The 13,128-nt window shown below is 42.1% G+C and carries 13 protein-coding genes; 8 read left to right on the top strand and 5 right to left on the bottom strand.

What is annotated here, in order from left to right:
* Positions 1-497, top strand: a 497-nt coding sequence (locus H5181_RS19885) for a chalcone isomerase family protein (RefSeq protein WP_182751844.1), incomplete at its 5' end; no start/stop codon positions are given.
* 143 nt (positions 498-640) lie between these two features.
* Positions 641-1,141 carry a DUF3833 domain-containing protein gene (locus H5181_RS19880; protein WP_235585978.1) on the top strand — a complete coding sequence of 167 codons (501 nt, stop codon included), beginning with the start codon at positions 641-643 and terminating at the stop codon, positions 1,139-1,141.
* 89 nt (positions 1,142-1,230) lie between these two features.
* Here the strand turns inward: H5181_RS19880 and H5181_RS19875 are convergent, their stop codons facing one another.
* On the bottom strand, positions 1,231-1,575 hold the full coding sequence (locus H5181_RS19875) for a DUF3634 family protein (RefSeq protein ID WP_011638471.1): 345 nt from the start codon (positions 1,573-1,575) through the stop codon (positions 1,231-1,233).
* A gap of 408 nt (positions 1,576-1,983) precedes the next feature.
* Here H5181_RS19875 and H5181_RS19870 point away from each other — a divergent pair, with 408 nt between their 5' ends.
* Positions 1,984-2,163: a hypothetical protein gene (locus H5181_RS19870; RefSeq protein ID WP_011638470.1), complete on the top strand. Its 180-nt coding sequence runs from the start codon at positions 1,984-1,986 to the stop codon at positions 2,161-2,163.
* A gap of 130 nt (positions 2,164-2,293) precedes the next feature.
* On the opposite strand, the gene H5181_RS19865 is transcribed toward H5181_RS19870, so the two are convergent.
* From H5181_RS19865 to H5181_RS19850, 4 genes are all read right to left on the bottom strand, one after another.
* Positions 2,294-3,016, bottom strand: a complete 723-nt coding sequence (locus H5181_RS19865; protein WP_011638469.1) for a TorF family putative porin — start codon at positions 3,014-3,016, stop codon at positions 2,294-2,296.
* A gap of 120 nt (positions 3,017-3,136) precedes the next feature.
* Entirely contained in the window at positions 3,137-3,511 is a 375-nt protein-coding gene (locus tag H5181_RS19860; protein WP_011638468.1) for a cupin domain-containing protein, read from the bottom strand.
* 12 nt (positions 3,512-3,523) lie between these two features.
* Positions 3,524-5,023 carry a CoA-acylating methylmalonate-semialdehyde dehydrogenase gene (locus tag H5181_RS19855; RefSeq protein ID WP_182751843.1) on the bottom strand — a complete coding sequence of 500 codons (1,500 nt, stop codon included), beginning with the start codon at positions 5,021-5,023 and terminating at the stop codon, positions 3,524-3,526.
* 40 nt (positions 5,024-5,063) lie between these two features.
* Positions 5,064-6,416 (bottom strand): aspartate aminotransferase family protein, encoded by a 1,353-nt coding sequence (locus H5181_RS19850; protein WP_182751842.1) that lies wholly within the window; start codon positions 6,414-6,416, stop codon positions 5,064-5,066.
* 312 nt (positions 6,417-6,728) lie between these two features.
* Between H5181_RS19850 and H5181_RS19845 the strand changes: the two genes are divergently transcribed.
* From H5181_RS19845 to H5181_RS19825, 5 genes are all read left to right on the top strand, one after another.
* Entirely contained in the window at positions 6,729-8,225 is a 1,497-nt protein-coding gene (locus H5181_RS19845) for an aldehyde dehydrogenase (protein WP_011638465.1), read from the top strand.
* Between the two features lie 236 nt (positions 8,226-8,461).
* Complete coding sequence (locus H5181_RS19840) at positions 8,462-8,884, top strand: VanZ family protein (RefSeq protein ID WP_011638464.1); 423 nt, start codon at positions 8,462-8,464, stop codon at positions 8,882-8,884.
* Between the two features lie 50 nt (positions 8,885-8,934).
* A complete protein-coding gene (locus H5181_RS19835) occupies positions 8,935-9,768 on the top strand; it encodes a sulfurtransferase (protein ID WP_182751841.1) in 834 nt (277 codons plus the stop codon).
* A gap of 887 nt (positions 9,769-10,655) precedes the next feature.
* Positions 10,656-11,372, top strand: a complete 717-nt coding sequence (locus H5181_RS19830) for a hypothetical protein (protein ID WP_182751840.1) — start codon at positions 10,656-10,658, stop codon at positions 11,370-11,372.
* A gap of 481 nt (positions 11,373-11,853) precedes the next feature.
* Positions 11,854-12,735 carry an NAD(P)-dependent oxidoreductase gene (locus H5181_RS19825; RefSeq protein WP_123881965.1) on the top strand — a complete coding sequence of 294 codons (882 nt, stop codon included), beginning with the start codon at positions 11,854-11,856 and terminating at the stop codon, positions 12,733-12,735.
* The last annotated feature ends 393 nt before the right edge of the window (positions 12,736-13,128 follow it).

Here is a 13,128-nt window from a genome sequence, read left to right as displayed (position 1 = left end):
ATAACAACGGTATAAGCGATAAGAATGATAAGAGCGATAAGAATGATAAGAGCGGTATAAGCGATGCGGCATTGATTCAGGTAGGCACAGCAGACATGAGCCTGTTGTGGCTTGATATCTATAGTGCGAAGTTATTTTCTATTGACGGTAAGTACCAAGCTAACCGTTTTCCTATGACTCTCGACATTCAATACCACCGCGATATTGACGCTATTGATTTAGTTGATGCCACTATTGAGCAATGGCAGCATTTAGGTTTTACCGAAGCCAATATTGCACTGTACAGGCAGCAGTTAGTTAATGCCTGGCCAGATGTTAAAGAGGGCGACAGGCTGACTTTTAGGGTTAACAACCCTGAAGATGCGGCATTTTTGCTTAACGATACGCCTTATTATCAAGTCAGTAATGCCCAGTTCCCTGAGGCGTTCCTCGACATTTGGTTGTCTGAAAAAACCAGCCGTCCTGAGTTACGTAACCAACTGATTGGAGTTAACTAATGCACGCGATTCTATTATTCATCCGCCAGCAGCGACATTTTTGTGCCCGAATGCTTACTCAAGGGTTAACTCAACCCTTAACTAAGCAATTCGCGCGAAAGCTGGCTCAAACCGGCTTATATGTAGGACTAGCATTAGGCGTTATGTCATGTTCATCAGCATCGATTGAAGATTATCAACAAACGACACCAACGTTAGATTTAGCCACATTTTTTGACGGTAAATTAACGGCAGCTGGAGTCGTGCAAGATTTTTCAGGTAAGGTGACCCGCAAATTTACCGTCACCATGGAAGCGCACTGGGTTGATTCGCCTGAAGGTAAGCAGGGTGTGATAAACGAATGGTTTATTTACGATGATGGCGAAAAGCAAACTCGTGTGTGGAACATTACTGACAAAGGAAATGGGCTCTATGAGGGCACAGCCAATGACATATTAGGCATTGCTCAAGGTGAGTCTCGCGGTAGTGCATTGCGATGGCGTTATGACATGATATTGCCAGTTGATGGTAGTGAATATGAAGTCCATTTCGACGACTGGATGTTTCTGGTCGATGAGAAAACCATTATCAATAAAAGTGATATTATTAAATTTGGTATCACGGTTGCGCAAGTCACCTTGGTTATTGCTAAGCAGTCTGACTAAGTCATTGAATAGGCAAATCGACTAAGCATGAAAACAGACACAAAAATGGACTCATTAGAGTCCATTTTTCGTTTGCTCAACAGGCAATGTTAGCCTTTAAGTTTAGATGCGTCTGACTGTTTTTTATCGTAATACTCAAACGGAAACTGGTTACGAATTTGCTGGATTAAATTATCGCCAATATTGGCCGACACGTGTAAACGTACGTCACCAGATTTTTCAGCTCTGACTGTGCAAGTCAGTTTATTAGACTTGGCTATGGCACGACAATCACGTTCAAACTTCTCCGGTATTTTGCCCTTATGCTTGTTGAGCTTGCCATCTTTAAAATGCATCTCAAAAAGTGTTAACCCACGGCTACCACTAAAAATCAGTTTATAGGCCAGAAAAAATAATCCTGCAATTATCAGTATTTTTATGATGGTATCAGCCATAGTTCGCTCCTTTGTGCCGTATATTTAACGGTTGCTATAACAATAAGATACTCCCGTATGCCATGGATGCAATGCTATTTTATTGAAATCTATGCGCAAGATCTAAGTTATATCGCGTCTATAAGGCATCATTTGTTTATTGATCAGTTTTTGTCATATCATTTTTTTGTCATATAAGTGCTTTAGATTAACGGTTCATTGATTGACTCAAATTAATTGAATGTGTGTTTCTTTTTTTTTGAAACAAAATTTCTTTTAAATCAAATAAAAGCACAACCGACATGTGTTTGACGCTTTTTTAGGCGGGTTTACTGTGTAAATACTGCTTCCTAAATTAGTTTGATGTGCTACATTAATGTACTGCATGAGCGCATGTAAACGGATGTATAACCTATTTAAGGACTAAAAATGCCATTATCTAATGCTGATCGTTGGGCCGAAATTTGTGAGATTCAATCATCACTGATGCGTAATTTAGCCAGCCAGTTTCCACAACGAAACGAGCAATTACAAAATCTTGCAGATGGTTGGCAAGGCGTTAAAAAACAAGCCCAAGGGCAGCCGCTAACAGGTTTAACGACTAAGTAATTTCCGTTTTTGCTTTTATTGTATCGCTACTATTTTTCGTTAAATATTAGTCATAAAAAAACCGCCATTGGCGGTTTTTTTGTTTTTAAGACTTACTTGTAGTGATGGGTACTGATTAACTCAACTCGGCTTAGAACGCGTAACTAACGCTCGCTAATAAAGTACCGGTGTTTTTATATAGATCAGAACTTACTTCATTATCACCATCAATGTCGGTGTCTAAATACGCAACCGATATGGCAAAACCTGATACTTCTGTTGATACACCAATAGAGTAGTCTGAATAGCTGTCAAAGCCTTCTCCGTCATCAATGGCGTCGCCAAAATTGTAACCATAGTGCAAATCTAGGCTCCAGTTTTCAGCAAACTCCCAGCCATAATTGATTTCAGTGTAATGTAGGTCAAGATCGCTGCCACTATAATCATTAGTAAACCAGTAAGCGGCTCTAAAACCACTAAAGTCGATACCTGCGCTGACTTCTAGATAGTCAAAATCACTTTCTCCAGGGTAGTTATAACGGTACAAGGTTAAGTCATAGCTAGTGTCATCGTTAATTTCACCGTAATAACCAGCATACAAATCAATCTCTACATCTGGGCCATTGTATTCAGGCTCATCAAAATCAATGGTACTTGCCCAAGCACCAACGAAAAATCCGCTATCATGGCTCCAGTCAATATTACCTTGTAGGGCGGGATCTGCTGCGCTTTGTGACACACCTCTGAAGCGATAGTCGTTGGTTACAGTGATTGCACCAGAGACTTCTGCCGTAGCGAGTGGAGCCAGTAGGGTAGCTGATAATGTTAATCCCGTTAACAGTGCAATTCGCGTTCTTTTTAATGTGTTCGACACGATATTATCTCCATTTACATAAAATACAGTGGTTGGTAATTAGGTACTCAACGACTGCGAATGCCACTTATCAGACCTAAAATCGTAACGATTTTGTCTGTACCGCATGGCGGTTAAACACTATGTTTGCTCAAGCTGTTGTTCAAACATAACGTAGATTTTTTTACAATGATTGACGACTTCCCATGTACCGGTAAACCCTGCCGGAATAACAAATTTATCACCGGCATTGACGGTTAAGCTTTTGCCTTGGCTGTCGGTGATAATGCTACAGCCTTCGAGAATATCGCAATACTCATATTCGCTATAATTGATATTCCAACTGCCCGGTTCACTTTGCCAAACACCAACATTAAACTGCTTGCATGGGCTTTCGAAATGGTTTTGCACTGACTGCAGTGGATCGCCTGTAAGCAGTTTTTCATCTGTTAAGTGATACGACTCAACCGCGGTTGATTGGCTACTAAAAAGCGTAATATCATTAATATGCTTCATTGTGGGTATCACTTATTTCATGGTCGGCATAATAAATGCCGAAGGTTCATTAGTGTCGCTTTTAGCTTGTGGCCAGCGAGCGGTAATGGCTTTGCGCTTGGTATAAAAGCGAACGCCATCGGGTCCATGCATGTGCAGCGGGCCAAATAGCGAACGTTTCCAACCGCCAAAGCTATGAAATGCCATTGGCACCGGAATCGGCACATTAACGCCAACCATGCCCACTTCAACATGGTGACAAAAGTGACGAGCTACTTGGCCACTTTGAGTAAAAATAGCGGTGCCATTACCAAATTCGTGTTGGTTAATCAGCGTCAATGCATCGGCATAGTTGTCGACGCGGACGATGGCTAACACAGGACCAAAAATTTCTTGTTGGTAAATGCTCATCTGCGGAGTCACATGGTCAAATAAGCACGCACCTAAAAAGTAACCCTGCTGGTGGTCTTGAATATTGATGTCTCGGCCATCAACGACTAATGTTGCACCTTCTTTGACACCGGCTTCGACATAATCGCGTACTTTAGCTAAATGCTGGGCCGAAATTAACGGTCCCATGTCCATTTCAGGGGTAATACCGCTGCCAATTTTTAAGGCACTAATTTGCGGTAATAATGCCTCGACTAATTTGTCACCCACATCGCCGACCGCTAATACCACCGAAATAGCCATACAGCGTTCACCTGCACTACCATATGCTGCACCCATTAATGCATTGACGGCTTGATCTAAGTCAGCATCTGGCATTAATAGCATGTGATTTTTAGCTCCGCCCAATGCTTGCACGCGTTTACCGTGAGCAGAGGCGGTGCTGTAAATGTATTCGGCAATCGGGGTTGAGCCAACAAAACTAATTGCGTGAACATCGGGATGAGTTAATAAAGCATCAACGGCTTCTTTATCGCCATTAATCACGTTAAACACGCCATTTGGTAGGCCTGCTTGCGTCAGTAATTCGGCAATGAACATCACTGCGCTTGGATCTTTTTCAGACGGCTTCATGATAAAAGTATTACCGCAGGCTATTGCGATAGGGAACATCCACATTGGCACCATAACAGGAAAATTAAACGGTGAAATACCGGCGACGACACCCAACGATTGGTTAACAGACCATGAATCAACGCCACCACCCACTTGTTGAGTATGCTCTCCTTTGAGTAAATGCGGGATGCCGCAAGCAAACTCAACAACTTCAAGTCCTCGGGTAATTTCACCTTTAGCATCATCTAACACTTTGCCATGTTCAAGAGTGATGAGTTGGGCCAATTTATCAATATTTTGCTCTACTAACGTTTTAAACTTGAATAATACCCGAGCACGGTTAAGTGGCGTCACTTGCGACCAACTCTGATAAGCGTTTTTGGCAACCGCTACCGTTAAGCTCACTTCATCGTGACTCGCCAAAGATACTTGGCCACGCATTTCCCCCGTAGCAGGATCATAAATGGTTTGATTACGTTGGCTGGCTGGGGTGTGTTGCCCATCGACAAAATGAGTGATGTTAAGCATGAACTGGATCCTTTTAAGCAAAATATGTATTTAGAAAACATTAACCAACAGCATTAATTGCATCGGTAATGTGATTAACCATGTCGTCGATTTGTGATTTTTCCACAATCAATGGCGGAGATAATGCAATAATGTCGGCCGTTGCCCGCACTAACGCGCCATGCCTAAAGCAATGATCAAAAATGTCATAACCTCGTTTACCCACGCCTTTATCACTTGGTGCCAGTTGAATACCTGCAACTAAACCGGTATTACGAATATCAATGACGTTTGGTAAGCCTTTAAGGCTGTGAACCGCTTGCTCGAAATAAGATTCAAGCCCTTTTGCGCGTTCAAATAATTGTTCATCTTCATATATAGACAGGGTAGCAAGTGCTGAGGCCGCCGCGACCGGATGACCGGAATAGGTATAACCATGGAAAAATTCTATTAATTCATCAGGACCATGCATACAGGTGTCGTGAATGGTATTACTAACAAATACCGCGCCCATTGGAATTGCACCATTATTAATGGCTTTGGCTGTGGTGATCATGTCTGGGGTAACTTGCCAGCGCTCGCTGGCAAAGGCGGCACCGACTCGGCCAAAACCTGTGATCACTTCATCGAATATTAATAAAATTCCGTGCTTTTGGGTGATTTCGCGTAACCGCGTTAAGTATCCATCTGGCGGTAAAATAACCCCTGCAGAACCAGACATTGGTTCAACAATGACCGCAGCAATGTTCTCGGCGCCATGTAAGGTAATAAGTTGCTCAAGCACTTCGGCTTTATCCAAACCGTGTGGCGGTAAGCCGTGGCTAAAAGCATTATTAGCAATATCGAGCGTGTGAGGTAAGTGATCAACACCTTGGAGTAATTGTTGGCTGAATGTTTTGCGATTATTGCTGATCCCACCAACTGAAATCCCGCCGAAACCGACACCATGGTAACCAAGCTCGCGGCCGATAAACCGAGTACGAGTGGCTTGGCCATTGGCGCGATGATAGCAAAGCGCCATTTTTAGGGCGGTGTCTACCGATTCTGAACCAGAATTAGTAAAAAATACCTGATCCAATCCGTCAGGGCTCAGCTGACTGAGTTTATGCGCTAATTCAAATGCGAGCGGATGGCCCATTTGAAAAGACGGTGCATAATCCATTTGGCTAATTTGTTGGCTTACCGCTTGGGAAATTTCTTGGCGGCCGTGGCCTGCATTACAACACCATAAGCCGGCAGTAGCATCGAGTACTTTATTGCCTTCAATATCGGTGTAATACATTCCTTGTGCCGAAACCAAAAGCCGAGGATTAGTCTTAAATTGCTTATTGGCAGTAAACGGCATCCAAAAATGTGCCATGTTCGGCAATGTTTGCGATGAATCGCCAGTTCCATTTTGCTTATATTTGCTCATAAATTGACTCTACATTGATAGCTACAATTACTAGGGATTCATCTCAAATTGATTAAATAATGAGTGACGAATATTCGCTATGCTATGTCAAAAATAATGAACGTTAAAGTGTTTTGTGCATTTATTTAAACTAAATGTGCCTATTTTGTAAAATATATTGAAAATATCTTGCTGTTGAGCATAATCAGGTGACAATATTCATCAAGGTTATTGTGTCGATAATCCATTTTATGTGGCACACATTTTAGGTTTAGCACCTGTTTTTTAGCGTAGCTTGGTGCTTATCAATCCATTTATTATTTCGAGGTCACAATGAGTACTCCAACAAGTCGTAGCGATTGGGAAGCATTAGCAGCAAGTCTAAAAATTACTGGGCAAGCTTTCATTAATGGTCAATATCAAGGTGCCGCTTCTGGTGATACATTTGACTGTATCAGCCCTATTGATGGCCAAGTATTGGCTAAAGTGGCTAGCTGTGATTTAGCCGATGCTAACCTTGCTGTCGCGAATGCGCGTGAAGTGTTTGAAGCGGGTACTTGGTCAATGTTACCGCCAGTAAAGCGCAAGCAAGTAATGATTAAGTTTGCTGATTTACTTGAAGAAAATGCCGATGAATTGGCATTACTTGAAACCCTAGATATGGGTAAACCAATTCAACACTCCAAAGGCGTTGATGTGGTCGGTGCTGCCCGTGCTATACGTTGGTATGGTGAAGCGATAGATAAAATTTATGATGAAATTGCTCCTACTGCTCATAATGAAATAGGCATGATCACCCGTGAACCCGTAGGTGTGGTTGCAGCCATTGTGCCATGGAATTTCCCAATGATTATGGCATGTTGGAAGCTTGGGCCTTCACTCGCCACGGGTAATAGTGTGATTTTAAAGCCATCTGAAAAATCACCACTTACGGCTATTCGCATGGCGCAATTAGCGATTGAAGCGGGTATTCCGGCAGGGGTATTAAACGTATTACCAGGCTATGGTCATACAGTTGGTAAAGCGTTGGCACTGCACATGGATGTCGATACTTTAGTATTCACTGGTTCAACTAAAATTGCTAAGCAGTTAATGATTTACGCAGGCGAGTCGAACATGAAGCGCGTGTGGTTAGAAGCGGGCGGTAAGAGCCCTAATATTGTGTTTAATGACGCGCCAGATTTAAAAGCAGCTGCAGAAGCCGCCGCAGTAGCCATTGCTTTTAACCAAGGCGAAGTGTGCACTGCGGGTTCTCGTTTATTGGTTGAGTCAGGTGTAAAAGATGAGTTAATCAAGCTTATTGTTGAAGAAATGCAAGGATGGCAACCAGGGCATCCGCTTGATCCTAAAACAACCTGCGGTGCAATGGTTGATCAACAGCAACTGACTAACGTGCTTAATTACATTAAAGCCGGTAGTGAGCAAGGTGCTACCTTGGTTGATGGTGGTAAACAAGTGATGGCAGAAACTGGCGGCATGTATGTACAACCTACCATTTTTAGCAATGTTAGAAATGACATGACCATTGCCAGCGAAGAAATTTTTGGCCCTGTGTTATCGGTTATCGAGTTTGATGGTATGGAACAAGCCGTCAAGATAGCCAACGACACTATGTATGGTTTAGCGGCAGGTGTGTGGACATCAAACTTAAGCAAAGCTCACAAAACGGCCAAAGCGCTACGCAGCGGTATGGTGTGGATTAATCATTATGATGGCGGCGACATGACAGCTCCGTTTGGTGGTTATAAACAGTCTGGTAATGGCCGAGATAAATCATTACATGCATTTGATAAGTACACCGAAATCAAAGCAACTTGGATAGCCCTATAACAGGCATTTTAATGTAGATTAATAACAAGCCCTTTAGCGATAAAGGGCTTTTTTATTGGTCATCTCCGCGCTGGATAATTCATAGCAACGACTCAAATTTTGTTTAACAAGTGCATCTATATTGCTGACGCCTTAATGCGAGCGGAGGTTAAGCAAAATTAACGCTAAAATGCTAACTATTCATTGTAGACTCAAAGGCATTATTACCTCAACATGTCATACACGGATGAATACAGATGACCCATAAGACCTTCTCTCGTTTAGCTATTATTGCTGCTGGTGGCTTTTTTGGTTTTATTTTGTGGATTATTTACCTCGCCAATACTGGCAGTCAAAGTGTGTTTTTCGATGTAATAAAACATGTTCCCTATGGTGACAAGATTTGTCACATGTTGTTATTCGGGTTATTAACTTTTGTGGCCAATTTAGCGCTGCAGAGTCGTCATTTTTGTATCGGGCGTCTTCCGCTTTATTACGGCACTGTGTTAGTGTCGATATTCGTCCTGAGTGAAGAAATCAGCCAGGGCTTTATCCCATCAAGAACATTAGACATCATCGATTTAGTTGCCGATGCTGTAGGTATAATTTTATTCAGTTATTTAAGTGGGTTAACTCAGCGTTATATAGACAATCATCATGAGAGTATTCGTGTGAGTTAGCATCAATATTTTCCATCAATATTTGCCATCAATTGTAAGAGAGGTTTAATGTGAATTTTCCTTTAGTGACCACCGATTGGTTAGCGCAACACTTAGAAGACCCAGATCTTGTATTACTAGATGCCAGCATAGAAATTGTGCTGGGAAAAGAGCCACTTGTTTATGATGAGCTTTACGTTATTCCTGGTGCATTATCGTGCCAAATAGATAAACTTTTCTTCAATCATCAATCTCCACAAACTCACGCTATGCCCACGGAAGATCAATTTACTGTTGCAGCTAAATCATTAGGCGTAAGCCATAACAGCACTGTAGTTATTTACGATGACCAAGGCATTTATTCTGCACCGCGTGCGTGGTGGACCTTTAAAGCAATGGGGTTTGATAAAGTATTTGTACTCGATGGCGGTTTACCACTGTGGCGCAGTGAAGGGCGAGACACAGTACGTCAATTTGCGACAGCAGCTGACTCAGGTGATATCAAAGGCCGCCTACAGCAATACAAGGTGTGCGACACTGAGTTTGTGTTAACCCATCTTGGCCATGCCAAAGTTGATATTATTGATGCGCGAGCAGCTGGGCGGTTTAATGGCACTACCCCTGAACCTCGTGTTGGCATGCGCGGCGGTCATATTCCTGGTTCACTCAACTTGCCTTTTGCACAAGTATTAAACGGTTTTAAAATGAAATCTATCCGTGAATTGCATACAATTTTCGCTAGCTTAGATACCAGTAATAATGCCCAACGGGTGTTTAGCTGCGGTTCAGGAATTACCGCCTGTATTTTGATTCTGGCTTCGTATGTAGCAGGGCACCATCAAGCGGCTTTATATGATGGTTCTTGGGCGGTATGGGGCGGAGATGCTGCGCTTCCTATAGAGTAGGGCCAATTGAATAATTGGTGGGTATTTTTTGTTTTATGGCCTACGGCCACTAACGTCGTGGCGCTTCACCCACACCAAACCAAGAGGAAACCAACGGCTGTTCCCTCTTTATTTTCTATAAAAGAATTGGCCCCGCCGCCACAACAAAATTATCCCATTTGATTTAAAAAATAGATGTGATAATTTCGCGACGTGGTCAGATCCAGCTTTTAACTTCATCTTAGTGTTCTTCGGCCTTATTCGAAAATGCTAACGCTTCAGATGGGGCGTCCCTTCCCCTCCAAAGCTAGCTGGCCGTCCATGGCCAGCTCACGTCATTTTCTTCAACGGCCTCAAGTTCAGAGTTGAATTTGGGCATGACTAATTCGTTTCGGACACAAAAGTGGCTTAAAACTTATCTTTTTATAAAAGTTTATGCGGACCCAATTAAATTCCCAGCTTTTAACTTCGTCTGAGTGTTCTTCGGCCAACTCTTTATGATAAAGAATGAAAATGCTAACGCTTCACATAGGGAGTCTGATGTGAATGGATTCACAAATGTCGTGATGGCATGGTCAATGATGTTCCCTACATCATTATGACATTTCCAATATCCATATAGGTCAGATGTGCGAGAAAGGCCATGTCAGGCTCACGCATTCTTTTATAACACGCATTCCTTTATAAAGAGTCCTAAACGTCCTCAATCAAGCTGAAACCGGATGGTTAAAGTAGCAAAATAATCTTAAAGCTATATAGTCCAACGACCTGCAATGAGAAGTCTCTGGCGATAATGTTCAGTTAGAGTCTGATTAATCAATATCATCGAGGAATTGAAATTATTTACTTGTTAATAATGAGCTTGTTATGCTAATTTTTTGCGAACTCAACATCATGATGGAATATGAATGTATTATCTACTGCTAGCCATGCTGCTAACCTTAACTGGTTGCGCAAGTAAACAACCCTCTTTTAGTCTTGTTATCGACCCCTTATTGCCCTCTGTCATTAATTATAGCGGTGAAATTGATCCAGATAATGTTGCCGCTTTTGAACAAGGCATAGCAAATAGTCCAACTCAAATAACCTCATTGGTTATTAACAGTGGTGGGGGAGATGTACTTGCTGGCATACGATTAGGTGAGTTGGTATATCAGCACAAATTAAAGGTTACAGTTGATAAAGTCTGTGCATCATCGTGTGCTAATTATGTTGTAACCGCCAGTGATGAAGTGACTATAAAACAAGATGCCCTGTTAGGTTGGCATGGTGGGGTGTTACAACCACTATTATACGGCTCGGAAGACTTCCATAAGTACAACAAAAGTATGGTTGAATATATTATGGCGTGGGCAGAGGCCGAGCGCGTCTTTTTTGACATGGTTAAGGTTAATCAAGCTGTCACGGTATTGGGGATGATGCCCGGTTTAAAAGGTAAACGAAACACGCCATTATTTAGTTATGATCAACAGACGTTAAAGGCGTTAGGTTTACATATTACTTTTGAAGACAAGCAAGCAACAGTTTCTAAAACCGGCGAAGAAATTGTACAAATATTTAGCTTAAGCCCTGAAGTATTAGACACTTTACTGCTGCAGCATGCACAAAGGTTAAAGCAATTGTAATTAAGTTAGCTTGTCTTTTAAGCGATGGCCTGCCGCCACTAACGCTTAAGATCGCAAGGTTCCACCCTGCACAGGCCTAGAGGGGATCAACAGCCCCCCTCTTTATTCTTTATTAAAGAATTGGCCCCTGCCGTTCCGGCAACATTTTCGCTATTTAACCAAACAACAGCAGCGAAAAAGATTGCGACGGAAATTGATCCATCTTCTGACCGTGTTTTAGCCTGCTTCAGCCTTATTCGAAAATGCCTCAAGTTCAGACTTGAATTTAGGCATTTGAAAGCAAGATACATAACTCATTTATGCCCCTTTTAGTCTTAGCGTTAAAACTCACACATTATCCAGTAACAGCATTTTGACTAAATTTATCTAATTTATAAATACTTGTTTGCGGTGTTTTTTGGTCAATGCCATCCCGAGGAGAAAGACCATATCAATCGTAAGCTGATAGAATAAGTTCTCAGATTTAAACAGGTAGTAAAAGTTGAAAATTTTAGTTACAGGATCTGCTGGTCGAGTAGGACGTGCAATTTATATAAAATTGATGAAGACTCACAACGTAGTCGGGATAGATAAGACACCTTGCTCGACAGCCGACTATGTTGGGGACATTCGTGATATTAATCTGTTAACTGAGGCTATAGAGAATGTGGATGTCATTGTGCATACTGCTGCATTGCATGCACCGCATGTTGGTTTAGTATCAGACCAAGAATTCGAAAGTATCAACATAAAAGCAACGGAGCGACTAGCACTATTAGCAGTCAAACAAGGAGTTAAACACTTTGTATTTACGAGTACAACAGCTCTCTATGGCTTTTCTTCAACACCTGATGGCGTTGCTGGTTGGGTCAATGAAACTATTATTCCAAGACCTAAAACCATTTACCACAAATCCAAGATAGAAGCAGAGCGGGTTTTGGAAAATATTTCAAACTTGTTTAATTTACCTATCACTGTACTTCAAATGTCTCGTTGCTTTCCTGAACCAGCAAATCTAATGGCCCTCTATCGTCTTACTCGTGGTATTGATGCTCGAGATGTAGCGAATGCTCATGCTTGCGCCATCGAAAAGCGTCTTTTAGGATTCAGGCGTTACATCATTTCGGGAAAAACACCATTTAATCAAAAGTGTTGCGAACAGCTCTATCTAAATGGAGATGATTTAGTAAAAGAATATGCCCCGAAGCTTGCGAAAGATTTCGCTGATAGAGCTTGGAAGTTACCTAGATGTCTCGACCGAGTTTATGACTCAAGTTTGGCACAATTAGAACTAGGATGGCTGCCGAAATATGGTTACGAAAGTGTATTAGATATGCTGGATAATGATTTCGCAGAAGTGCTTCCAGCAACGAGTATTTTCTAACAAAATTTAGTATTTAAAGATACTTTTCATAATCTAAACTTAATGCGTTAGAGTATTAAATCTAAATCGTTTATGTCCAAAAACGATTTGTTCTTAGCTTTCAAATGCCCAAATTCAACTCTGAACTTGAGGCCGTTGAAGAAAATGGCGTGAGTCCAGACATGGATGTCTGGCTAGCTTTCGAGGGGAAGGGACGCCCCATTGGAAGCGTTAGCATTTTCGAATAAGGCCGAGGCATGCTACAAATGAAGTCCAAAGCTGGATCAATCCCCATGGCGACCTTTTCGCTGTTTGAAAATGTTGCGGGGCGGCTGGGAGTTCCAAGAGGGAACAGCCGTTGGTTTCCTCTTGGTCTGGTGTGGGTGAAGCGCCACGACGTTAGTGGCCGCAGGC

Origin of the sequence: Shewanella sp. SG44-2 (assembly GCF_014164215.1) — a bacterium.
Lineage (GTDB): Bacteria > Pseudomonadota > Gammaproteobacteria > Enterobacterales > Shewanellaceae > Shewanella > Shewanella frigidimarina.
Note: the sequence above shows the minus strand (reverse complement) of the source record. Positions and strands in the feature narration are given on the sequence as shown.

What these genes read in the sequence shown, in the direction of transcription:
- H5181_RS19855 (WP_182751843.1), bottom strand. Translation starts at nt 5,023, where the DNA reads ATGCTTAACATCACTCATTTTGTCGATGGGCAACACACCCCAGCCAGC.
- H5181_RS19840 (WP_011638464.1), top strand. Translation starts at nt 8,462, where the DNA reads ATGACCCATAAGACCTTCTCTCGTTTAGCTATTATTGCTGCTGGTGGC.
- H5181_RS19860 (WP_011638468.1), bottom strand. Translation starts at nt 3,511, where the DNA reads ATGAAGCATATTAATGATATTACGCTTTTTAGTAGCCAATCAACCGCG.
- H5181_RS19830 (WP_182751840.1), top strand. Translation starts at nt 10,656, where the DNA reads ATGTATTATCTACTGCTAGCCATGCTGCTAACCTTAACTGGTTGCGCA.
- H5181_RS19850 (WP_182751842.1), bottom strand. Translation starts at nt 6,416, where the DNA reads ATGAGCAAATATAAGCAAAATGGAACTGGCGATTCATCGCAAACATTG.
- H5181_RS19845 (WP_011638465.1), top strand. Translation starts at nt 6,729, where the DNA reads ATGAGTACTCCAACAAGTCGTAGCGATTGGGAAGCATTAGCAGCAAGT.
- H5181_RS19875 (WP_011638471.1), bottom strand. Translation starts at nt 1,575, where the DNA reads ATGGCTGATACCATCATAAAAATACTGATAATTGCAGGATTATTTTTT.
- H5181_RS19880 (WP_235585978.1), top strand. Translation starts at nt 641, where the DNA reads ATGTCATGTTCATCAGCATCGATTGAAGATTATCAACAAACGACACCA.
- H5181_RS19870 (WP_011638470.1), top strand. Translation starts at nt 1,984, where the DNA reads ATGCCATTATCTAATGCTGATCGTTGGGCCGAAATTTGTGAGATTCAA.